This is a genomic window from Streptococcus mitis (genome assembly GCF_002096815.1).
Classification (GTDB): domain Bacteria; phylum Bacillota; class Bacilli; order Lactobacillales; family Streptococcaceae; genus Streptococcus; species Streptococcus mitis_AD.
This window is the reverse complement of the sequence record NZ_NCVJ01000016.1, coordinates 122,558-145,588: the sequence shown is the minus strand read 5'-3', so window position 1 is coordinate 145,588 and position 23,031 is coordinate 122,558. Positions and strand designations below refer to the sequence as shown.

Genomic DNA, 23,031 nt, shown 5'->3' with positions numbered 1-23,031 from the left:
CTATTTTTAATTCGTTTTTGAACTAGTTGCTTTCGTTGACGAAGATGTCTCCGACGAACTGCTTGTTGTTGAATTTGATGTGCTTGAACTTGGTGCTACTGGTTTTGTAGTCACCTTCATTGTCGTGTCGAACGGAGTAATAACTGCCGGTAAGACAACACCATTGCGATCGATTGCCTGCAAAGGTACTGAACCACTGTAATTACCTGTTATTCGTTCGCTGGTTGGTAAAAGCGCAATAACTTTGTCAATCTTAGCTAATGTTTCCTGGTCAGTTGTGACCGAAACTCGTTCGTTTGACACGGTTATACTATCAATTTGTAACTTGGGATCAATCTGGCTTTGGTCAACTTGTGGCACAACAAGCATCCCATCTCGCTTAACCTTCTTCCCAACTTTCACTGTAATCTTTTGAGGCGTTGCCACAGCGGTCAATCCACTTGGAAGATTTTCAATATTCAAGGGAACTTCAATCGTTCCAACACTGGCATCCGTCAAATCAGCAGTTACCTTAAACTTACGAGTGCTCTCCTGCATTTCGCTGGCCAAGGTCACACGATTGGCTCCGGTTAATACCACTGAAACTTCTGATGCAAATCCGCTAATGAAATACTGGTCATCATCATAGTGAATAACAATAGGAACGTTCGTTATCGTATTGGTGTAGGTTTCTGATTTGACCTGCCTTGCGGTATTGCTATTTTGAAAGTTGGTTGACGTTGCATAGATGAATAAGATACAAGCAAAAAAGAGAGATGAAATGATGTATAGACTATTTTTTCTCATATTTCCAACCTCCTAACAAACGGTCCTTGAAACTGACTTTTTCCTCAACGGCTGGCAAAAGAATTGCTCGTAGCTCTGCTTCAAATTCTTCAATCGTCAAATCGTGCTTGAAAACACCGTTATAGGTAATAGAAATGCCACCTGTTTCCTCTGAGACGATGAAGGTCAAGGCATCGGATACTTCTGACAAACCGATAGCCGCCCGGTGTCTGGTCCCAAATTCCTTTGAAATCCCTGTGCTTTCTGTCAAGGGAAGATAGGCAGAGGTTACTGCTATTCGATTTTCTCTGATAATCACAGCACCATCGTGTAGGGGAGTGTTGGGGATAAAGATATTAATAAGGAGTTCAGCTGAAATATTGGCATCCAAAGGAATCCCTGTCGCAATGTATTCTTGTAAGGTCCGAACTCGTTGGATGGCAACCAGAGCACCAATCTCACGAGGACTCATATATTCAACCGACTTGACAAAGGCACGAATCATTTGCTCCTCTGCACTAATTTGAGCAGTAGAAAAGAAATCTGTCGCCCTTCCCAAGCGTTCCAAACCAGTCCGAATCTCTGGAGAGAAGATAACAACCGCAGCAATAACCCCATAGGTGATAATCTGATTAATCAACCAAGAAATCGTTGTTAAATCAAGGATATTGGCCACAACCTGGGCTAATACAAAGATCACGACCCCACGCACCAAAATCATAATCTTGGTGCCAGCTATCGCTTTTGTAAAACGATATAAAATATAGGCCACAATCAAAATATCAAACAGATTGATGGCAATACTCCAAGGACTAGAAAACAAGCTAGTCCAATATTGCAGATTGGATAATTGTTGAAAGTTCATCTGCTGTCTCCTCTCTGTCCAAACACGTTCCTTTCTATTATACCATTTTTCTGGCATTTTTTTCCCTATCCTACTTCATTTTAAATTAAGGAAAAATATGATAAAATAAACTGATACTCAATGAAAATCAAAGAGCAAACTAGGAAGCTAGCCGCAGGCTGTACTTGAGTACGGTAAGGCGACGCTGACGTGGTTTGAATTTGATTTTCGAAGAGTATGACTAGAAAAAACAAAGGAGAAACCATGTCTCAACTCTATGATATTACCATTGTAGGTGGTGGTCCTGTCGGGCTTTTTGCAGCCTTCTATGCTCATCTACGCCAAGCCAAGGTCCAAATCATCGACTCTCTTCCCCAACTCGGTGGACAACCTGCCATTCTCTATCCTGAAAAGGAAATTTTAGACGTACCGGGATTCCCAAACCTGACTGGAGAAGAGTTGACTAACCGTCTAATCGAGCAATTAAATGGCTTTGATACCCCTATTCATCTCAACGAAACGGTTCTTGAGATTGAAAAACAAGAAGAAGGCTTTGTAATTACAACTTCTAAAGGAAGTCACCTGTCTAAAACAGTTATCATCGCTATGGGTGGCGGTGCCTTCAAACCACGTCCTCTAGAACTAGAAGGCGTTGAGGACTATGAAAATATCCACTACCACGTTTCCAACATCCAGCAATATGCTGGTAAGAAAGTGACGATTCTTGGTGGAGGAGACTCGGCTGTGGATTGGGCTTTGGCTTTTGAAAAAATTGCGCCAACTACCCTTGTCCACCGCAGAGATAATTTCCGCGCCTTGGAACACAGTGTCCAAGCCTTGCAAGAATCATCTGTGACCATCAAGACACCATTCGTCCCTAGCCAACTCCTTGGAGATGGAAAAACACTCGATAAACTTGAAATCACAAAAGTCAAATCTGATGAAACAGAAACTATTGACCTAGACCACCTCTTTGTCAACTATGGTTTCAAATCTTCTGTTGGTAACCTTAAAAACTGGGGTCTGGACCTCAACCGTCACAAGATTATCGTCAATAGCAAGCAAGAATCTAGCCAAGCAGGTATCTATGCTATCGGTGACTGTTGCTACTATGACGGAAAAATTGATCTGATTGCGACAGGGCTTGGAGAAGCACCAACCGCTGTTAACAATGCCATTAACTACATCGACCCAGAACAAAAAGTACAACCAAAACACTCTACTAGTTTATAGAAAAAGAACCACGAGTCACATAGGATTCGTGGTTTTATAGTTCATCGGCTAATTTGTTAGATCATATTTCCCCCTTCTTTAACAAAAATAAAAATGCCTATCAAACTGATAAAACATGTGATATAATAGGGACGGCACTAACAATACGCCTTGGAAAAGGAGGTATTACAGATGCTAGAACTTCTCAAAATAGTACTTATCGCAGTCATCGAGAGTATCATCTCATGGCTGGTGACTCGTTGGTTAGACGATCACTTCGACAAGTAACCTTCCTGGTTAGTGCTATCTAACCCAGAAAAAAATCCCCTCAGTATTGCAGTACCGAGGGGATTTCTGTTAGCACTAAAATGCTAGAACTTCTCAATTCCCCTTTATTATCTCACATACTCTATTTAATTGTCAAGAAAGAGGTGTTTTATATCTTTATAACTCATCGGCTATCTTATTGATTTTTCTGAGTCTGTGGTTAACACCACTTTTGGTCAGAGGAGTGCTGAGACTATCTGCTAACTGCTGGATAGAGTAATCTGGGTGCTGAATTCGCAACTGCGCTACCTCCTGCAAATCTACTGGTAGATTTTCTAGGCCCATGATATCTTTGATTTTGCTGATATTGTTGATAGTCTTCATGCTGGCAGAAACTGTCCGAGCAATATTCGCCGTTTCAGCATTATTAGCACGATTAAGGTCGTTACGGGTTTCTCGTAAAATCTTAACTCGCTCAAAATCATCACGCGCCTTCATGGCTCCGATGACAATCAAGAAGTCCATAATATCTTCGGCTCGCTGGAGATAGGTCACAGCCCCCTTCTTGCGTTCAAGCACCTTGGCATCCAGTAAAAACTGCTGGAGAAGAGAGGCAATCCCTTGCGCGTGGTCCAGATAAACAGAACTGATTTCCAACTGGTACTTGCCTGACTCAGGGTCACGAATGCTGCCATTTGCCAAGAAAGCGCCACAGAGATAGGCACGGCCTGCTTCCTCGTCTGATAAAATCGCCCCATCAATACCTGTTTCCAGACCAAAGAACGAGTCTGCCAAGTGCAAATCACTCAATAAGTCCTGCACCTTTTCATCTGTAAAAACGGTATAGACCCGATTCTTACGAAGATTGCTCCGTTGGTGGTGTCGGATTTCCGATTTGATTTCGTAGAAATGGAGAAAGGACTCATAGAGGTGCCGAGCCAGTTTGGCATTTTCTGTCACGACAGACAAGGTCAAGCCCGAAGTCGAAAGACCGATGCTACCAGACATCTTGATAATGGCAGATAATTCATGCCGGCTCAGATGGTGCTGACCTAGAATTTCTTCTTTTACTGCTACTGTGAAACTCATTTTCTCACCTTTATAATGCGCATCAACTCATCCACGATCAAATCTCCATCGTGGAAGGCACCCCCATTTTCCAGACGAAGGAAGTTGGATGAAATCACACGCGGAACTTGTTTACAAAGGCCAGCAAAGTCATGTTCCACCTGTACCAAGTATTCATCAAAACGGTTGGAATTCATGTATTCCTGAGGCACTTTTTCAATATTCACCAAGACAGTATCGATAAAAGGTCGGCCAAGGTGACGATGCAAGACCTCTACGTGGTCACTATCTGTAAAGTGTTCCGTCTCCCCACGTTGGGTCATGATATTGCAGACATAGGCGATTTCTGCCTTGGTTTCCAAAAGTGCCTGCCCGATTTCCTTAATCACGATATTGGGCAAAATCGAGGTAAAGAGGGAACCAGGTCCGAGGACAATCATGTCACTTTCAAGAATGGTCTGCACTACTCGACGACTGGCCAGAGGCGTATCATCGTTGAGGGTATTGGTCACATAGACATGGTCAATCATGCCTGGATGGTCTGCAATATGACTCTCTCCAGCCACTTCTGTCCCATCCTGAAAGACCGCATGAAGGGTCAAAGGATGGTCACTGGAAGGATAAATCTTCCCTGTTGTATGGAAAAATTTGCTCAGTAACTGCATGGCATTATAGGTCGAACCCTGCATTTCTGACAAGCCAGCAATGATGAGATTACCCAATGGATGACCAGCAAAGGCTCCTGCATCTTCAGAAAAGCGATACTGAAAGACTTTCTCATAAAACTTAGGCATATCCGACATGGCCACAAGGACATTGCGGAGATCTCCTGGCGGTGTCAACTGCTGCATGTTTTTTCGGAGTTCACCTGATGAACCACCATCATCGGCCACCGTTACGATAGCAGCGATTTCCACATCTTTTTCACGCAGACTTTTAAGAATGACGGGGATCCCAGTCCCTCCACCAATCACCGTTATCTTTGGTTTTCTCATGAACGGTTTACCGTTTCCTTTCTTCGGTCTTTGTCGCGATGCCCTTCATTAACAGGCCAATTCTTGGATAAGTCCTGCGCCAAGCGTTTAGCAAAGGCCACACTACGGTGTTGCCCACCCGTACACCCCATGGCAATGGTCAAAACGGACTTACCTTCCTTTTGGTAACTTGGCAAAATCGGCTCAATCAAGGTCAACAAATGTTGATAGAAGTCTTCTGACTCAGGGTGATTCATGACATAGTCATAAACTGGTTCATCTACACCCGTTTGGTTTCGCAGTTCTGGAAGGTAGTATGGATTTGGCAAGAATCGGACATCAAAGACCAAGTCTGCATCAATCGGGATTCCATATTTAAAGCCAAAAGACATGACTTCGATACGGAAAGACTGGGCTTGTTCCTGATCAGAAAACTGCTCTGCAAGGGTTTTGCGCAGCTCACGTGGAGTAAGTTCAGTTGTATCCACCACATTTTGACTCATATTTTTCAAAGGCGCCAAGAGTTCACGTTCCAGCTTGATTCCATCCAAAATCCGTCCATCTGCAGCTAGAGGGTGACTTCGTCTAGTTTCCTTGTAACGAGCTACCAATTCTTTATCAGCTGCATCCAAAAAGAGAATTTTAAAGTCCAGTTCTTCCTTATTTTCCAACTCATCCAAAACAGCTTGAATTTCTGAAAAGAAAGAACGGCTACGCATATCCACTACCAAGGCCAACTTATGGTCGTCTTCCTTTGTTTCCACCAACTGCAAAAACTTAGGCAAGAGAGCTGGAGGCATATTGTCAATAGTAAAATAACCCAAATCTTCGAAGGACTGAATGGCAACTGTTTTCCCTGCGCCACTCATCCCTGTTACAATCACCAAGTGAAGTTGTTTCTTTGTCATCTTTTTCTCCTTATATCAAAAGAAGTTTGGCAACACCAAACTTCAACTAGCTTATCCAATCTCTGCGATGACTTCGATTTCGACTTTTACATCACGAGGAAGACGAGCTACCTCCACAGCTGAACGAGCTGGAAATTCCTCTTTAAAGGCCGTTTGGTAAACCTCGTTAAAAGGAACAAAGTCGTTCATATCGCTCAAGAAGCAAGTTGTTTTGACAACATGGTCAAAGTCTGTTCCTGCTTCTGCCAAAATAGCACCGATGTTTTTCAAGACTTGTTCTGTCTGTTCTTGGATCGTTTCTCCAACGATTTCCCCAGTTTCAGGAGATAGAGGAACTTGACCACTAGCAAACAAAAGGTTGCCAACGATTTTTCCTTGAACATATGGTCCGATAGCCTTTGGAGCTTTGTCTGTATGAATTGTTTTTGCCATTTCTTTACCTCATAATTTTTCTAAAATTGCATCCCAAGCTTGATCCATCCCTGCCTTGCTGACAGATGAAAAGAGAATAAAGTCGTCACTTGGGTCAAAGTTTAATTTCTTTTTGATTGCTGATTCGTGCTTGTTCCATTTACCACGAGGAATCTTGTCCGCCTTAGTCGCCACAATGATAACCGGAATCTCATAATACTTGAGAAATTCGTACATCTGTACATCATCTGCTGACGGGTCATGACGAAGGTCAACTAAACTAACCACCGCACGGAGATTTTCCCGAGTTGTTAGGTACTCCTCAATCATGCGCCCCCACTTTTCACGTTCCTTTTTAGAAACGCGGGCATAGCCATAACCAGGCACATCCACAAAGCGCATCTTGTCATCAATGTTAAAGAAGTTGAGAAGCTGGGTTTTACCAGGTTTCCCTGATGTTCGGGCTAGATTCTTACGGTTCAGCATAGTGTTGATAAAGCTAGATTTACCAACATTGGAACGCCCTGCTAGGGCAATCTCTGGCAGTTCATCCTGCGGATAGTGGGATTTATTGGCCGCACTGAGCAAGATTTCTGCATTGTGTGTATTAAGTTCCATAGTCACCTCTAGGCTGTTTCTAGGATTGGTTTATCCGTTCCATCGACAGCTTCTTTTGTGATGCGGACCAATTTCACATTTTCCTGACTCGGTACTTCAAACATGACATCTAGCATGGTTTCTTCGATAATCGAGCGAAGACCACGCGCACCGGTTTTGCGTTCGATAGCCTTATTGGCGATTTCTTGAAGGGCTTCGTCGTCAAATTCCAACTCGACATCATCATAAGATAGCAAGGTTTGGTACTGTTTCACCAAGGCATTTCTTGGCTCTTTCAAGATACGAACCAAGTCATCCACTGTCAATTGCTCAAGAGCTGCAAAGACTGGCAAGCGCCCAATCAACTCAGGGATAATACCAAATTTTTGAATATCCTCTGCGATGATTTCTTGCATGTATGAGCTATTTTCGTCAATCGCCTTATTGTTTTGACCAAATCCGATGACTTTTTCACCCAGACGTTGTTTGACGATTTCTTCAATGCCATCAAAGGCACCACCCACGATGAAGAGGATATTTTTTGTATCCACTTGAATCATCTCTTGTTGTGGATGTTTACGTCCACCTTGAGGCGGTACGCTGGCAACAGTTCCCTCGATAATCTTGAGAAGGGCTTGTTGCACCCCTTCACCAGAAACGTCACGTGTGATCGATACGTTCTCGCTCTTCTTGGCAATCTTGTCAATTTCATCTACGTAGATAATGCCACGCTCTGCACGCTCGATATTAAAGTCAGCAGCCTGCAGGAGTTTGAGGAGGATATTTTCCACGTCCTCACCTACATAACCAGCCTCAGTAAGTGCTGTCGCATCTGCGATCGCAAAAGGCACATTCAAGCTCTTAGCCAAGGTCTGGGCAAGGAATGTTTTCCCTGAACCAGTTGGGCCAATCATCAAGATGTTTGACTTCTGCAAATCCACATCTTCTGACTCTTCACGCGTATCGTGAAAATTGATGCGTTTGTAGTGGTTGTAAACCGCCACTGCCAAGGCACGCTTGGCACGATCTTGACCGATTACATAGTGGTTCAAGATATGGAGGAGTTCGATTGGTTTTGGAACTTCAGATAAGTCTGCCAAGACTTCTTCCGCCAACTCCTCCCGAATGATTTCTTGGGCCAACTCCACACATTCATTACAGATAAAGGCATTGTTGCCAGCGATTATTTTTTGTACTTCTTCTTGGCTTTTGCCACAAAATGAGCAATAAACCATCATATCATTTTTCCTAGTTGTAGGCATGATTTCCTTCCGTTCTATTCTATACTGTCATTCTATCTAAAATAAGGTCATGTAAAAGGCATGGACACTATTGACCAAATTAGTAAAGGCATTTAACCAGAGCAGGACAGAAAGTCCATAACGCTTTTTACGAAAAGCCTGTGCTCCTGCAAGCAAGCAGACCAAACACAGCATGGCTGTGAAAAAACCAAATATACTACGTTCCATTAGACTTCCTTTCTCTTGCGGTATTGGATGGTAAAATCATAAGGATTCTTCTCATCTTTAGTATAGGATTTGCTTGAAACTGTCTCAAAAAGGGACAAGTCAAACTCTTCAGGGAAATAGGTATCTCCCTCCACCCGAGCATGGATTTGAGTGACAATTACTTCATCCAAATAAGGTTCAAAAGCCTGAAAAATTTGCTTTCCACCGAGAATATAAAGATTCTTGTCTTGAGCCTGATACCAGTCGAGAACAGACTGGACATCCTGAAAAGTAGCAACCCCGTCTATCTTTTCTTCAGAATTACGCGTCAAAATCAAGGTCTCCCGTTTTGGAAGCAAGCGACGCCCCATCCCATCAAAGGTCACACGCCCCATCAAGATAGCATGATTAAGAGTTGTTTCTTTGAAGTGTTGCAGTTCTGCTGGTAAATGCCAAGGCAGACGATTGTCCTTACCAATCACACCCTCTTCATCCTGGGCCCAAATAGCTACGATTTTCTTAGTCATGCTTCCATCCTTTTCATTGATAGTACTATTTTATCAAAAAACTCGAAAAAAGACTGGTTTGGAATGCGTTCAGTTTGATAGAAAAGAAGCAGACTAGCTTTAGCCTGCTTCTCCTGTCCCTAGGACATACGTTTCTTTGCTTCTAATTCAATTTTTTTGACTACTTCTTGAATGTTCAATCCAGTTGTATCAAGGTAGACAGCGTCCTCTGCTTGTTTGAGAGGCGAAGTCTCACGATGACTATCCTTGTAGTCACGCGCAGCAATTTCCTCTTTTAGGGTTTCAAGGTCTGTTTCAATTCCCTTGGCAATATTTTCCTTGTAACGGCGTTCTGCTCTTTCATCAACAGAAGCTACTAAGAAAATTTTCAATTCTGCTTGTGGCAATACAACAGTCCCAATATCGCGACCATCCATGACAATCCCACCTTGCTGGGCAATCTCTTGTTGGAGAGAAACTAGTTTCTCACGTACTTCAGGAATTGCTGCAATAGCAGAAACATGATTGGTCACTTCATTTTCACGAATAGGATGAGTAATGTCCACATCTCCTACAAAGACAAGTTGTTCTCCAGTTTCTGAGCGCCCAAAGCTGATTGGATGCTGGTCCAATAAGGCTAAAAGTTCCTCAATTTCTTCCACTCCTAACTGGTGTTTCAGAGCCATATAGGTCGCCGCACGATACATAGCACCTGTATCTAGATAGGTATAACCAAAATTTTTAGCAATAATCTTAGCAACCGTACTCTTACCGCTTGAAGCTGGACCATCGATAGCAATTTGAATTGTTTTCATATCAACTCCTATTTGATTTTGATAACATCACCTGGATTAGCAAACCAAGACCCTGTAGCCATATGTCCAGGATTCAAGGCCTCTAGCTGAGCAATCGAGATTCCTGCACGAGCGGCAATGGTTGCTTCTCCTTCTCCAGCCTGAACTGTAATTGTCCCTTCACTATCAGTATGCTCTTCAGAATGACTTTCACTAGAAGAGCTCTCTGTAGAAGTTGCTTCTTCAGTCTTGCTAGATGAAGATGCGGATTCTTCTGTTACAGAGGTTGAAACAGGGGCAGATGAATCATAAAAATCTTTCAAGGCTGCTGTACGATTACTCCCTCCACTTGAAAGGTAAATCAATACTATTATCATTACTACAACAATCACGAAAAAGAGACTAGCTAGAATCGTCAAGACACGATTTGCAACAATACCTGTACCTTTTTGATTACGTTGATGTCGTTCCGTTCTCGTCTGTTCTTCTTGATTCTCATAAATATCTTCTTGCCACGGTTCTTTTGCCATACCTTACTCCTTGTTTTTTTTTACTTTTCTTATTACAATATAAATATGAAAATCACACTTATACCTGAACGTTGCATTGCCTGTGGGCTTTGCCAAACTTATTCTGAATTATTTGATTACCACGATAATGGAATCGTGCGTTTTTACGATGACCCTGACCAACTAGAAAAAGAAATCTCTCCTAGTCAGGACGTCGTAGAAGCTGTTAGAAACTGTCCGACACGTGCCTTGATTAAAGATTAACTCTAATATCGATAAGAACGTTCCACTCCTTCTAGTTTAGCATATTTCCATGCAAAATTATAGTCTTTTCTCTTTATTTTTTTCTGTAAAATCAGGAAGGTCACTTTTTTCTTTGACGAGATAAAGTGGTCTTTTTTTAGTCTCTAGATAAATCTTACTGATATACTTGCCGAGAATCCCAATGGTCAAGAGTTGGATTCCCCCAAGAAAGAGAATGACAGCCATCAGAGAGGTCCAACCTGATGTCGGATTGCCCAAAATAAGGGTCCGAACCACAACGAAAAAGGTCATAAGCAGAGAAATAAAACAAGATAGGAGACCAGCCACAAAGGCGATAATCAAGGGAAAATCTGAAAAATTAACAATCCCTTCAATGGAGTAGAAAAAGAGTTGCCTAAAACTCCAACTGGTCTTGCCAGCCTGCCTTTCGACATTTGGATAGTCCAGATAATGGGTTTTAAAGCCTACCCAGGCAAATAGTCCCTTAGAAAAACGATTGGACTCCGTCAAGCTTAAAATGGCATCGACTACAGACCTTCTCATCATGCGAAAATCACGGACACCTGCCGGCAGGGCTACTGGACTAATTTTTTGCATGAGGCGGTAAAAGAGATTAGCGCAGAGACTACGTAAAACTGGTTCTCCCTCCCTACTGGTTCTCCGTGTTCCAACACAGTCCAAGTCTGCATTTTGGTCTAGTAATTTTTTCATCTCAAGCAACATACTAGGAGGATCCTGGAGGTCTGCATCCATAACCACCACCAAATCTCCTGTCGCATATTGCAAACCTGCATAGAGTGCTGCTTCTTTGCCGAAATTTCGCGAGAAAGAAATATAATGAACTGCCGGATTTTGCTCCCGATAGGTCTTTAAGAGTTCCAAGGTCCCATCACTTGATCCATCGTCGACAAAGACATACTCGATTTCTGTTTCCAAATCTGGAAGTAAAGCTTCCAAAGCCTGATAAAAAAGAGGAAGTACTTCCTCTTCGTTTAAACAGGGGACAATGATTGATATCACCATCTTAGTCTTCAAATCCATTTGGATGCTTGCTTTGCCAACGCCATGCGTCTTCACACATTTGGGTGATGCCGAGTTCTGCTTCCCAGCCCAGTTCTGCTTTGGCTTTTGCAGGATCTGAATAGCAGGCTGCGATATCCCCTGGGCGACGGTCGACAATGCGGTAAGGAATTGGTCGTCCCACTGCTTTTTCCATATTTTGGATAATTTCAAGAACTGAGTAGCCTTTACCTGTTCCAAGGTTATAAACGTTTAGACCTGAACCTTTTTGGATTTTTTTCAGAGCTGCAACGTGACCTTTGGCCAAATCGACAACGTGGATATAGTCACGAACACCAGTTCCATCTTCTGTATCGTAATCGTCTCCAAACACTTGCACTTGCTCTAATTTTCCAACGGCTACTTGCGTCACATATGGCAAGAGGTTGTTTGGAATACCGTTTGGATTTTCTCCCAAATCACCACTCTCATGGGCTCCGATTGGGTTGAAGTAACGAAGTAAGACCACATTCCATTCTGAGTCTGCCTTGTAGATATCCGTTAAAATTTCCTCTAGCATAAGCTTGGTGCGGCCATATGGATTGGTCACTGAAAGTGGGAAATCTTCCAAGATTGGCACTGTATGAGGATCTCCGTAAACTGTCGCAGAAGAACTGAAAATAATGTTTTTACAGTTGTTTTCTTCCATGACCTTCAAAAGACTAACAGTTCCAGCGATATTGTTGTCATAGTAGGCAAGAGGAATACGGGTAGATTCACCAACAGCCTTCAAACCAGCAAAGTGAATGACCCCTGTTGGTTCTTCTTGCTTGAAAATATCACGAAGAGTATCTGTATCACGGATATCTGCCTCATAAAACGGAATTTCAACTCCTGTGATTCTTTCAACAACTTCTAAACTTTTTCTGTTACTATTCACAAGGTTATCCACCACAACAACTTGATGACCTGCTTGGATTAACTCAATAACAGTGTGGGTTCCGATAAAACCTGCTCCGCCCGTTACTAAAATCTTTTCTTGCATCTTCTTTCCTCGATTCTCGGATTATTTTTTCTTATTTTACCATTTTTGATAGGGAATGTCATTTGCCATCCTAGAGGGTAGGATAAAATTTCAGTAAAATGCTTATACTCTTCGAAAATCTCTTCAAACCACGTCAACGTCGCCTTGCCATATATATGTTACTGACTTCGTCAGTTCTATCCACAACCTCAAAGCAGTGCTTTGAGCTAACTTCGTCAGTTCTATCCACAACCTCAAAGCAGTGCTTTGAGCAGCCTGCAGCTAGTTTCCTAGTTTGTTCTTTGATTTTCATTGAGTATTATTCGCTTTTTACTCGTTTGATATAGTTCTCAATTGGGTAGTTTGCTGGGTCTAGGGTCAACTCCTTGTCTTGGATCAGTTGAGCTAGATGGTAACCGATAATAGGGCCGGTTGTGAGGCCTGATGAACCTAGTCCACTAGCAGCATAGACACCTGCCAATTCTGGCACCTGCCCAAAGAAAGGTGAGAAATCACTAGTGTAGGCACGGATTCCCACACGCTCAGCTCTTGAAGTCGCTCTAGCTAAAACTGGATAGTGAGGCAAGGCTGCTTCCTCCATTTTCTGGAGTAAGGTTTCATCTACCGTCAAATCAAATCCCATGTCATTTTCATGAGTAGCGCCTAAGGATAATTTCCCACCTGCAAAAGGAATCAAATCCCACTCCCCTTCTGGCATAACAACAGGGTAAGTTCCCATGTCTTGGGTAAGTTGATAATCTCGGAGTTGCCCCTTTTGGGGACGAACATCTACTTCATAACCTAAAGACTCTAACAGGTGTCCCAACCAAGCTCCCGTCGCCAAAATAACCTGATCAAACACCTCTTCGCCAATCTGGTAGCCTGATGCTAAAGGTGTCAGAGTCACTTTTTCTTTGACCAGCTTGACCTGACTGGCTTCCAGCAAACGAGTCACTAAGAGTTGACCATCTACTCTCGCTCCACCAGAAGCATAGAGCAAGTGATCAAATCCCTGCAAGCCAGGGAATAATTCATTAGCTGATGCTTGATCCAGAATGGCTAATTGCCCTATCAAAGGAGATTCTTCTCTACGCTGGAGGGCTAGTTGATAGAGTTCTTCCAACTTAGTTTCATCCTTTTTCAGGAGAAAGACTCCCGAACGCTGGTAAAAGTCGATTTCTTGTCCTGACTTCTCTAAATCAGCTAATAAATCCACATAAAAGTCAGCCCCCAAGCGCGCCATTTTGTACCAGGCCTTATTGCGGCGTTTGGAAAACCAAGGGCTGATAATTCCTGCTGCTGCCTTGGTAGCCTGACCTTGTCCATGGTCAAAGACGGTTACTTCTAGATCACTTTCTTTCGAAAGGTAGTAGGCAGCTGTTGCACCTACAATCCCTGCTCCAATAATAGCAACTTTTTTCATTGTCTTCACCTTCTAACTAGATATGGTGGAAAGGATTGGTCGATGCTTGACTAGGTACAATATCGATTGTCCAGCCTTTTTCCTCTTTCCATTGATTAAGAAGCTCTGCAATTTTTTCCACAAAAAGCACTTCTATATAGTGACCAGGATCCAATGCCAGTAACCCATCAGACAACATATCCTGGGCAGTGTGGTAGTAAATATCACCAGTGATATAGACATCTGCTCCTTTTGCCAAAGCATCCTTATAGAATGACTGCCCGCTTCCACCACAGATGGCCACTCTTGAAAGAGGCTTCTGCAAATCACTCTCTTGATAATGCACCATTCGAAGGCTATCTAAACCAAAGACTTGCTTGACATGTTGGGCCAATTCCCCAAATGTCTGAGGCTGAACATTTCCAATACGACCAATTCCACGTTCTGGACCTGTCTCCTGCAGATAAGTCGTTTCCTTGATACCTAGCATCTGACAGAACCAGTCATTGAGGCCATTTTCAACGATGTCAATATTGGTATGGCTGACATAAACTGCAATGTCATACTTGATGAGATCAATGTAAATCTGATTTTGCGGACGGCTGGCGACCAAGTCCTTGATGGGACGGAAAATCGGCGCGTGCTTAACGATAATCAGGTCCACACCCTTTTCAATGGCTTCAGCCACCGTTTCTTCACGAATATCCAGAGCAACCATGACACTTTGGATATCCTTGTCCAAAGTTCCAATTTGCAGGCCACGACTGTCTCCCTCCATGGAGAATTCCTGAGGGCAAAAGGCTTCATATGCGTTAATTACTTCACTTGCTAGCATGGAGAACCTCCTTGATGGCTTGAATTTTATCTACTAGAACTTGACGTTCCTCCAGATTTTTTTCTGGGATTTGTCCGAGGGCAAACTCTAGCTTAACAGCTTCTTTTTGCCATTTTTGGACAAAGACTGGACTGACCTCTTTGGACAAGAAAGGTCCAAAGCGAACATCACTGGCTGACAGCTTCATTTGTCCTGCTTCCACCACCAAAATCTCGTAAAACTTGCCAGCTTCTTCTAAGATGCTTTCAGCTACAATCTGAAATCCGTTTTCTTGTAGCCAGATACGCAAGTCGTCTTCACGATTATTGGGCTGGAGGATCAATCGTTCTACATTAGCTAACTTGTCCAAGCCTTCTTCTAAAATCCTAGCAATCAAACGACCACCCATACCAGCAATGGTAATGACAGACACTTGGTCAGGCTCTTCAAAAGCTGCCAAGCCATTGGCTAAACGGACTTGGATTTTTTCTTCCAAGCCGTGGGCCTCAACATTTTTGACAGCAGACTGATAGGGGCCCTCCACCACCTCACCCGCAATGGCACTTTTGATTTGGCCTCTTTCGACCAAGTCGATAGGCAGATAAGCATGGTCACTTCCCACATCTAGCAAAATGGCTCCCTGTGGCACAAAGGAAGCCACTAATTCCAATCTCTTTGAAATCATCTTCTCTCTCTTTCCAAAACTCTATTACCTCTTATTATACCACATTTCAGCTGGCAATCTTGCACCTAAAAAGACCGCAATCCACAGATTGCAGCCTTTCTTTATTTTCTAGCTTGATAACGACTGGTTAGAATGAAAATCACGGTAAAGACCAACATCATGACACCATAAACAGGTAATGTTTGTCCTGTTAAGGTTGAAATTTCAAGCAGTTTTTGAATTCTTGGAAAGAGAGCTGTGGCTAGGAAGCCTCCTACTGACCAAACAATCAAGAGGACACGCCATAGGGTAAATGGCATGCAGGCTCTAAATACGGATAAGAAACCAATTGACCCCAAGAGATAATAGAGGAGAGTTGAGATTTCTAACTCAGACCAACCTTGGCTACTTCCAAATAGTTTCACAAAAAGAACGCTGAACACAACCATAAGGGCACTTGGTAGGGCACGAAGCATAGACCTTCTGAGGAAATTTGGCTCAACAGGTTTGATATTTCGCTCAAAAGTCAGAACGAATGGTGGGAAACCTTCCACAAACTGGTCAATCATGGTAATCTGGATCGGAATGAAAGGGAAGATCAAGATCCACTCAGACCGTCCCAGAAGAGCACTGGCGATACAGATGACTGCTAACAAGAAGGAATAGATGGTCTTAATCAAGAAAATCGGTGCGATATGGGCGATGTTATTAACCACGCGACGACCTTCAAAGAGAATCTCAGGAACATCATTAAAGTCTGAGTTCAAAAGAACCAAATTGGCAATCTGACGAGTCGCAGGATCTCCCTCAGCCATCACAATAGAACAATCCGCCTCACGAAGAGCCAAGATATCATTGACTCCGTCCCCTGTCATAGCCGTTGTATGACCCGCTTTTTTCAGCGTTTGGATGATGAGTTTCTTTTGATGAGGGGAAACACGTCCGAAAATAGCTGTCTCCTCAGCCATAGCAACCAATTCCTCATCCGTGATTTTCGAGCAATCTACATAGCTGTGGTAGTCCGCAAAACCAGCCTTCTGGGCAATACTGGACACAGTGACCGGATTATCACCAGAGATAATTTTAAGTCCCACTTCCTGAGAACGGAGATAATCTAGCGTCTCAGCTGCTCCTTCTCGTATCGGGTCCAAGATTTCTAGCAAAGCCAGAGCCTGAATATCAGAAGGTTTTTGTGGTTTGTGGTTGTCTAGTTTTTCATGACTGAGGGCTAAAACCAAGACACGTGATCCTCTCTCCAAAGCCTCTCTGGCTTCTGGGACTTCAGAGTCCAACAACATCTCAGGCGCACCTAGGAAAACTGTCCCCAGACCTTCCAATTCCATGGCTCCCCACTTGCGGTCGCTTGAGAAAGGAAGATTCGAAAGCATAGGGTAGGCTACCTGACCTTGGAAACGCTGGCGAATAGCTTGAGCTGTTGGATTTTTATCTTCACTATGGGCCATATAACTGGTCAGGATACTTGCAATAGCTTCATCATCATAAGCTTGAGTCAAAGGAAGAACAGCCTCTACCTGCATCTTTCCTTGAGTGATGGTACCTGTCTTGTCCAAACAAAGCATATCCACTCGCGCCAAGGTCTCGACAGAGTACATCTCCTGCACCAAAACCTTTTTCAAGCCCAGTTTGATCACTGCAGTCAAGAGCGAAGTGATGGTCAAAAGGGCGATTCCTTTAGGTAACATCCCCAAAAGGGCTGTCGATGAATTTACAACGGATGACTTGAGAGGTAGGCCTTTTAAAAGCAAAGCTTCTAGCAAGAGAGCCAGACCAAAGGGAATGATAATCTTCCCCGTAAAACCAACTAGCTTGTCCAGCGATTTCATGATACGGGAGTTGATCGGTTTCACAGTTTTGGCTTCCAGCATGAGTTTGGCAGCATAGTTGTCAGCACCGACATGGTGGACTTGAGCCAAAACTGACCCACTTGCTAGGAAGCTTCCTGACAAAAGCAAGGCGTCAACTTCCTTTTGCACCAAATCACTTTCCCCCGTCAACATGGCTTCATTGACTTCCGCAAATCCTTCCAGAACCAAGGCATCACTGGGAATCTGCTCCCCAGCAGACAAACGAATGACGTCTCCTAGCACCAATTCTTCAGGATTGAGGGCAACTTCCTGTCCATCACGAATGGTTTTGACCTTTTCCTTGGTCATGAGATTGAGCTTATCTACCATGTGTTTAGCCCGCAGCTCGGTCACAATACCAGAAAAGGCGTTAAAGCAGATAACAGCAAAGAAGACCAGATTGCTCCAAGCCTGCACAAAGGCTAGTGCCAAAACAATAGCAAAGTTCAAAGCATTAAAAAGAGTAAAGACATTTCGTTTAACGATTTGCCAAGTGCTGGTACTAGCCGATGCGGTAAAATCATTGACCAAGCCCTTAGCCTGTCTTTCCTTGACTTCTATTTGGGTTAATCCCATAATCTTATTTTTATCCATAAATTATATCATATCATTTTTTCTAAAAGAATTCTAATCTCATCCCAAATATGCACCTAGTCAAGGGAAAAAGTTTGCCAGCCCTCCTTTGATAAGGTATAATAATAACAAGAAAATAATCGAAGGAGATCGCATGTTTTATACTTATTTACGTGGATTGGTTGTCTTGCTCCTATGGTCCATCAATGGCAATGCCCACTATCATAATACTGATAAAATTCCTAATCAAGATGAAAATTATATTTTGGTTGCACCTCACCGCACCTGGTGGGATCCAGTTTATATGGCCTTTGCGACCAAACCAAAACAATTTATCTTTATGGCCAAAAAAGAGCTCTTTACCAACCGTATCTTTGGCTGGTGGATTCGTATGTGTGGTGCCTTTCCTATCGACCGTGAAAATCCTAGCGCCTCAGCCATCAAATATCCTATCAATGTTCTCAAAAAAAGTGACCGCTCTCTCATCATGTTTCCAAGTGGAAGCCGACACTCAAACGATGTCAAGGGTGGCGTAGCTCTGATTGCCAAAATGGCCAAGGTCCGTATTATGCCGGTTACCTACACAGGTCCCATGACTTTGAAGGGCTTGATTAGTCGTGAACGTGTCGATATGAACTTTGGAAATCCAATTGATATCTCAGATATCAAAAAAATGAATGACGAAGGCATTGAAACAGTCGCCAATCGTATCCAAACAGAATTTCAACGTCTGGACCAAGAAACGAAACAATGGCACAATAATAAAAAACCAAACCCACTCTGGTGGCTTATCCGCATCCCTGCCCTCATCCTTGCCATTATCCTCGCTATCCTAACCATCATCTTTAGCTTTATCGCAAGCTTCGTCTGGAATCCAGATAAGAAAAGAGAAGTACTTAGTTAAATAAATACAACAATCCCTTGGCTTTTGCCAAGGGATAATTCTTTTACTTGATTTTCCATTTTTGGGTCAACCAGCTGGAAAAGGCTAAAAATCGCTCAGCTACTTGTTCATGGTGTCCATAAGGATCAAAGACAAACTGACTGTTCGGATAGCGTTTTTGAAGACCGGTATGGATCTGTTCAGCATAGGCTGGTGCTTGAGCCAAGCGATTAATATGGTGTGCTCCCTCTGTTTGACCGTTCTGTAAATACAGCAAACAGTCCAAATTTTTCACCTTTTCTTTCCTACAGTAAGTCACGAAATCAGGATACCAAAAGGAACCACAGATCGAAAAGACACAGGAAACCTTGTCAAAGCCGAAAAGACTGTAAACTGCCACCAAACCACCTAGTGAATAACCTCCGTAGGCAAGGCGTGCTTCATCCAGTCGATAAAGCGACTGCAACTTATCTAAAAGACCTCCAAATAAATGATCATGATAGACGTTGGCTTGACCGCCAAAATCTGGAGTCCCCTCTCTCAGAGCAGCTGCCTTCCAGGGGGTGTAGTCATCTAGGCGATTTTTAGAGGTCAAGCCCACCAAAATCACAGAATCTGAAAGGGAAGATAGAAAATCCAAGTTTCCATCATTCAAGAGAATCGCTGGATAGGTTTGATTGGGGTCATAGGTCGAAGGAAGGTTGACCTTGACTTGGATTCCTTCCCAATCAAACTCATTATTTATTGATAAAGTCATTGATTTTTTCAAGGGAATCAATCACTGCTGGACCATAGTCCATTAACTCATCGTAAGAAATGGTCATGATTTTTTGATTCTTAATAGCAGGAACACCTTCCAAAACAGCATTTGACTTCATCAACTCTACTGCTTTTTCATCCAATTTTTTATTGCGGTCGCTGGTTACATAGATAATCAATTCAGGATCCATTGACACGAGATTTTCCAAGGTCAAGCCTGATGTTCCCGTTGCAACGTTGGTATAACCAAGTTGATTCAACAAGCTTTCCTGCAAAGCAGACTTGTAGGCACCGAAGGTTTGATCATTATAGGCAACCATAATCAAAGCCTTTTTCTTTTCACCTTGGCTTGCTGGATTTGCTTTCTTAACAGCGTCAATTTTAGTTTGTAATTGGGCTGCGTATTCATTAGCCTTGTCCTGAACATTAAAAATCATTCCAAGATTTTTAACATCTTCTACGATATTCCCTAAATCTTGCTGAATCGTTGAGAGAGAAGCTTTTTGCGTATAAACTGGGATTTTATTTTCATTCCAAGTGCTAACTGTCCCCAAGGATTTTTCAGAAAACATCATGTTTCGACCCATCACAGCGTCTGGCTCATAAGAAAGGACTGTCTCTTGTGAGACTGTTTTTTTATCCCCAATTTGAGGAATCGTCGCAATCGCGTCCTTGTATTTGTCCGTCACAGCATTATCAGGGTTAAGCATGCCAGCAATTTTATCCTTCAACCCCAACTCCAATAAGATTTCAGTGGTTGAAAGATTGTTTGTAATAACTTTTTCAGGTGCCTTGTCAAAAACTTGTTCGACTTCATTTCCTTTAGTATCATAAGTTTTGACTGTAAGTGGATAAGTCGTCTCTGTGCTGACCTTTTGACTTGTTTCTGTGCTAGACTGTGTGGTAGCTTTTTCTGTAGTAGTATTGCCACAAGCTGCCAAAGTTAAGGTAGCTACTGTTACGAGTAAAATACTGAGTGTTTTTTTCATCTTGTTTTCCTTTTCATTCTTATAAATAGCGAATCATGGCTTGCTGATCCTCGGTCCAAGTCACCTGACTTTGAACTCCGTATACAGCTTGCAATGACTCAGGGGTGATGGTCTCCTTTGGAGTCCCTTGGTAAAGGATTTCTCCCTCTTTCATCAGATAGAGATAATCCGAATAGCGACAAGCAAGTTGAATATCATGCAAGACAGCTAGAACATTGACCTTGAGCTCCTTCACAATGGCCAACAAGTCTAGCTGATACTTGATATCCAGGTGATTGGTTGGTTCGTCTAGGAGTAAGAGAGTCGGTTCTTGTGCCAAAGCCCGTGCTAACAAAACTCGCTGCTTTTCTCCCCCTGAAAGAGACGAATAGAGACGAGTTTTCTTCTCGAGCATATCCACCTTAACAAGGGCATCTTGAACGAGTGTAAAATCTCTTTCCCTTTCCTTTTGTAAAAAAGAGAGATGGGGCGTTCTGCCCAGCAAGACGATTTCTTCAACTGTACAATCAAACTGCAGCTGGTTAAACTGGGTCACAACTGCCATTTGCTTGGCTGTTTCTTTGATTGTCCATTGTTCAAGAGGTTTTCCATCTAGGCTTATCAAGCCTTTGTCCGCCTTTTCCTGACGATAGAGGAGTTTAAGCAGGCTGGTTTTCCCACTTCCATTTGGCCCTAATATCGTGTGAAATTGATGCCCTTTAACCTTAAGAGAAACTCCTTTGAGGATTTTTTTCTCTCCTAGTCCAAAGTGGATATCCTGACAAATCAAATCCATATCAAACCTTCACCTCCCTTCGCCTACCTCCAACAATATAAATAAAGAAGGGAGCACCTACTAAGGCCGTGAAAATACCAATTGGCAGCTCAGCATTTTGAATAATGACACGAGAAAGTACATCTGCCCAAATAACAAAAAGGGCACCCAGTATGGTCGCAACAGGAAAAAGTCTCCTGTAATTCGTTCCTACTAACCCTCGAGCTAAGTGAGGAGTAATCAGACCAACAAATCCAATAATCCCACAGGTTGCTACTAAGACTGCTGTCAGAACAGCCACCATGGTCACATAAAGATACCAATAAAAGCGTAAGGGAATCCCCAAAGTTAAAGCAGCCTCATCTCCCATCATCATCGCATTAAAAACGCGATACTGAGTAGAAAAAAATAGAAAGGCCATTCCTACTACTATAGTTGGCAGGACCAAGTCTGCCCAGGAAGTCCCTGCAAGCGAACCCATGGTCCAAAACTTAATGGTCATCACATTGTCCGCATTAGCACCAACTGATATAATAAAGTTGGAAAAAGCCAGAAAGAGAGCATTGACCACCGTTCCTGATAAGATTAGACTAGAAGTCGTCATCCTTCCTTGCATAGAGGCAATAATGAGGACAGCAATTGTTGCCAAAATAGCTCCAAGAAAAGCTCCAAGGCTAATCATCACTTTTAAACCAAGAATGATGCTCAAGGTTGCACCTAGAGTTGCACCTGCAGAGATGCCTAAGACATAGGGCTCAGCTATGGGATTATTCACTGTAGACTGCATCACACTACCACACATAGAAAGACCAGCCCCTACTATCAGACCTAGCAATACTCGGGGGAATCTCATGTTCCATACAATGGCAAGAGTGGACTTGGAAACCTCTCCTACCTCAAGAGGAAACCCCAACCTGCTCAAAATAATCCGATAGGTATCGCCTAGATGAATCGCAACGGATCCCATTGAAACTGCTAGAAAGAGGGAAATTCCTAAAACACCTAGTAAAATACCTAAAAGCAATACAAATTGCAGGTCCTGTCGGCTTCCAGAAAATTTGGAAAGCATGCAAACCTCCTTTGATAGAATCTTAAAAATTTAGAAAATTCTCATGAAAAGTATACCATATTTTCAACAATGGAACAAGCTGAGAAAAATGAATATAGTTGGTCTCACAGTGCTAATAATCGTAACCGAAGATTATACTTGAGTATATCGAGGTAAAGTGACAACATAAAAAGCCCTCTGAAGTCAGAGAGCTGATTTGAGCTCGGGCTAAAATCAATACAAAAAAAGCTACCCAATTTAGAGTAGCTTCATTATCAAGATATGCTCAATTGAACACGGCCTAAGCACTTGGCAAAAAAGATAAAATCTCCTAGAAACTGAAGTTTCTTCGTCAATTTTCCTATTTTTGCTTTGTGCTTTTGACGGCCTTTGTATCTTGAATTAACGACGAAGTCCTAGAGAGTTGATTAACTCACGGTAACGGTTAACGTCGTTTTTACGCAAGTATGCAAGCAAGTTACGACGGCGACCGATTTTCTTCATCAATCCACGGTAAGTAGCGTGGTCTTTTTTGTGTTGTTTGATGTGTTCGTTAAGGTGGTTGATTTCCCAAGTAAGGACAGCAACTTGAACCTCTACTGAACCTGTATCACCTTCGTGACGTGCATATTGTGCGATGATTTCATTTTTTTTCTCTTTTGAGATTGCCATGATGTTTCTCCTTTTTAT

Annotated in this window: 26 protein-coding genes; 3 read left to right on the top strand and 23 right to left on the bottom strand. The window is 42.8% G+C overall.

All coding sequences use genetic code 11. The annotated features are described in order from the left end of the window. Nucleotides 1–6 precede the first annotated feature (6 nt). Together B7696_RS01790 and cdaA are read right to left on the bottom strand one after the other, a co-directional pair. Nucleotides 7–786 (bottom strand): CdaR family protein, encoded by a 780-nt coding sequence (locus B7696_RS01790; RefSeq protein ID WP_042750804.1) that lies wholly within the window; start codon nt 784–786, stop codon nt 7–9. Further along, a complete protein-coding gene (gene cdaA, locus B7696_RS01785) occupies nt 773–1,630 on the bottom strand; it encodes a diadenylate cyclase CdaA (RefSeq protein ID WP_084861803.1) in 858 nt (285 codons plus the stop codon). The genes B7696_RS01790 and cdaA overlap by 14 nt, the downstream gene beginning before the upstream one ends. A gap of 243 nt (nt 1,631–1,873) precedes the next feature. Between cdaA and B7696_RS01775 the strand changes: the two genes are divergently transcribed. Next, entirely contained in the window at nt 1,874–2,842 is a 969-nt protein-coding gene (locus B7696_RS01775; protein ID WP_004262312.1) for an NAD(P)/FAD-dependent oxidoreductase, read from the top strand. A gap of 423 nt (nt 2,843–3,265) precedes the next feature. Here B7696_RS01775 and whiA read toward each other — a convergent pair whose 3' ends face one another. From whiA to B7696_RS01725, 10 genes are all read right to left on the bottom strand, one after another. Further along, on the bottom strand, nt 3,266–4,177 hold the full coding sequence (gene whiA / locus B7696_RS01770; protein ID WP_049546606.1) for a DNA-binding protein WhiA: 912 nt from the start codon (nt 4,175–4,177) through the stop codon (nt 3,266–3,268). Further along, entirely contained in the window at nt 4,174–5,151 is a 978-nt protein-coding gene (locus B7696_RS01765; RefSeq protein ID WP_023943688.1) for a YvcK family protein, read from the bottom strand. Before B7696_RS01765 ends, whiA begins: the two co-directional genes overlap by 4 nt. Further along, nucleotides 5,148–6,038, bottom strand: a complete 891-nt coding sequence (gene rapZ / locus B7696_RS01760; RefSeq protein ID WP_020901711.1) for an RNase adapter RapZ — start codon at nt 6,036–6,038, stop codon at nt 5,148–5,150. Before rapZ ends, B7696_RS01765 begins: the two co-directional genes overlap by 4 nt. A 51-nt stretch (nt 6,039–6,089) precedes the next feature. Then, the gene (locus B7696_RS01755) at nt 6,090–6,470 is read right to left on the bottom strand and encodes a RidA family protein (RefSeq protein WP_001140420.1); all 381 of its coding nucleotides are present in this window, start codon (nt 6,468–6,470) and stop codon (nt 6,090–6,092) included. 9 nt (nt 6,471–6,479) lie between these two features. Continuing rightward, entirely contained in the window at nt 6,480–7,067 is a 588-nt protein-coding gene (gene yihA / locus B7696_RS01750) for a ribosome biogenesis GTP-binding protein YihA/YsxC (protein WP_020900580.1), read from the bottom strand. A gap of 8 nt (nt 7,068–7,075) precedes the next feature. Next, a complete protein-coding gene (clpX, locus tag B7696_RS01745) occupies nt 7,076–8,308 on the bottom strand; it encodes an ATP-dependent Clp protease ATP-binding subunit ClpX (RefSeq protein WP_025170719.1) in 1,233 nt (410 codons plus the stop codon). Between the two features lie 36 nt (nt 8,309–8,344). Continuing rightward, the gene (locus B7696_RS01740; RefSeq protein ID WP_000442261.1) at nt 8,345–8,515 is read right to left on the bottom strand and encodes a hypothetical protein; all 171 of its coding nucleotides are present in this window, start codon (nt 8,513–8,515) and stop codon (nt 8,345–8,347) included. Then, entirely contained in the window at nt 8,515–9,021 is a 507-nt protein-coding gene (locus tag B7696_RS01735) for a dihydrofolate reductase (RefSeq protein ID WP_084861802.1), read from the bottom strand. The genes B7696_RS01740 and B7696_RS01735 overlap by 1 nt, the downstream gene beginning before the upstream one ends. Before the next feature lie 119 nt (nt 9,022–9,140). Next, complete coding sequence (gene cmk / locus B7696_RS01730; RefSeq protein WP_049487135.1) at nt 9,141–9,815, bottom strand: (d)CMP kinase; 675 nt, start codon at nt 9,813–9,815, stop codon at nt 9,141–9,143. A gap of 8 nt (nt 9,816–9,823) precedes the next feature. Then, a complete protein-coding gene (locus B7696_RS01725) occupies nt 9,824–10,324 on the bottom strand; it encodes an SAG1386/EF1546 family surface-associated protein (RefSeq protein ID WP_049511127.1) in 501 nt (166 codons plus the stop codon). A 45-nt stretch (nt 10,325–10,369) separates the two neighbouring features. Here B7696_RS01725 and B7696_RS01720 point away from each other — a divergent pair, with 45 nt between their 5' ends. Further along, nucleotides 10,370–10,567, top strand: coding sequence for a ferredoxin (locus B7696_RS01720; RefSeq protein WP_004235080.1), 198 nt, complete (start codon nt 10,370–10,372; stop codon nt 10,565–10,567). A 57-nt stretch (nt 10,568–10,624) separates the two neighbouring features. Here B7696_RS01720 and B7696_RS01715 read toward each other — a convergent pair whose 3' ends face one another. From B7696_RS01715 to B7696_RS01685, 6 genes are all read right to left on the bottom strand, one after another. Continuing rightward, complete coding sequence (locus tag B7696_RS01715; RefSeq protein WP_084861823.1) at nt 10,625–11,590, bottom strand: glycosyltransferase family 2 protein; 966 nt, start codon at nt 11,588–11,590, stop codon at nt 10,625–10,627. Between the two features lies 1 nt (nt 11,591). Continuing rightward, entirely contained in the window at nt 11,592–12,611 is a 1,020-nt protein-coding gene (gene galE, locus B7696_RS01710) for a UDP-glucose 4-epimerase GalE (protein ID WP_001156540.1), read from the bottom strand. Between the two features lie 298 nt (nt 12,612–12,909). Beyond that, nucleotides 12,910–14,013, bottom strand: a complete 1,104-nt coding sequence (locus B7696_RS01700) for an NAD(P)/FAD-dependent oxidoreductase (protein WP_084861800.1) — start codon at nt 14,011–14,013, stop codon at nt 12,910–12,912. Nucleotides 14,014–14,029: 16 nt separating this feature from the next. Beyond that, complete coding sequence (locus tag B7696_RS01695; RefSeq protein WP_020901706.1) at nt 14,030–14,827, bottom strand: Nif3-like dinuclear metal center hexameric protein; 798 nt, start codon at nt 14,825–14,827, stop codon at nt 14,030–14,032. Beyond that, nucleotides 14,814–15,491 carry a tRNA (adenine(22)-N(1))-methyltransferase gene (locus B7696_RS01690; RefSeq protein ID WP_084861798.1) on the bottom strand — a complete coding sequence of 226 codons (678 nt, stop codon included), beginning with the start codon at nt 15,489–15,491 and terminating at the stop codon, nt 14,814–14,816. The genes B7696_RS01695 and B7696_RS01690 overlap by 14 nt, the downstream gene beginning before the upstream one ends. A 101-nt stretch (nt 15,492–15,592) precedes the next feature. Next, the gene (locus B7696_RS01685; protein WP_084861796.1) at nt 15,593–17,929 is read right to left on the bottom strand and encodes a cation-translocating P-type ATPase; all 2,337 of its coding nucleotides are present in this window, start codon (nt 17,927–17,929) and stop codon (nt 15,593–15,595) included. A gap of 133 nt (nt 17,930–18,062) precedes the next feature. Between B7696_RS01685 and B7696_RS01680 the strand changes: the two genes are divergently transcribed. Beyond that, nucleotides 18,063–18,812 (top strand): lysophospholipid acyltransferase family protein, encoded by a 750-nt coding sequence (locus B7696_RS01680; RefSeq protein ID WP_084861794.1) that lies wholly within the window; start codon nt 18,063–18,065, stop codon nt 18,810–18,812. A 43-nt stretch (nt 18,813–18,855) separates the two neighbouring features. On the opposite strand, the gene B7696_RS01675 is transcribed toward B7696_RS01680, so the two are convergent. From B7696_RS01675 to rpsO, 5 genes are all read right to left on the bottom strand, one after another. Then, nucleotides 18,856–19,548, bottom strand: a complete 693-nt coding sequence (locus B7696_RS01675) for an alpha/beta hydrolase-fold protein (RefSeq protein WP_084861792.1) — start codon at nt 19,546–19,548, stop codon at nt 18,856–18,858. Then, nucleotides 19,529–20,539: an ABC transporter substrate-binding protein gene (locus B7696_RS01670; RefSeq protein ID WP_084861790.1), complete on the bottom strand. Its 1,011-nt coding sequence runs from the start codon at nt 20,537–20,539 to the stop codon at nt 19,529–19,531. Before B7696_RS01670 ends, B7696_RS01675 begins: the two co-directional genes overlap by 20 nt. Nucleotides 20,540–20,558: 19 nt before the next feature. After that, nucleotides 20,559–21,314: an ABC transporter ATP-binding protein gene (locus tag B7696_RS01665; protein WP_084861788.1), complete on the bottom strand. Its 756-nt coding sequence runs from the start codon at nt 21,312–21,314 to the stop codon at nt 20,559–20,561. 1 nt (nt 21,315) lies between these two features. Further along, the gene (locus B7696_RS01660; protein WP_084861786.1) at nt 21,316–22,362 is read right to left on the bottom strand and encodes a FecCD family ABC transporter permease; all 1,047 of its coding nucleotides are present in this window, start codon (nt 22,360–22,362) and stop codon (nt 21,316–21,318) included. Nucleotides 22,363–22,743: 381 nt separating this feature from the next. Continuing rightward, the gene (rpsO, locus tag B7696_RS01655; RefSeq protein ID WP_001018251.1) at nt 22,744–23,013 is read right to left on the bottom strand and encodes a 30S ribosomal protein S15; all 270 of its coding nucleotides are present in this window, start codon (nt 23,011–23,013) and stop codon (nt 22,744–22,746) included. Nucleotides 23,014–23,031 lie beyond the last annotated feature (18 nt).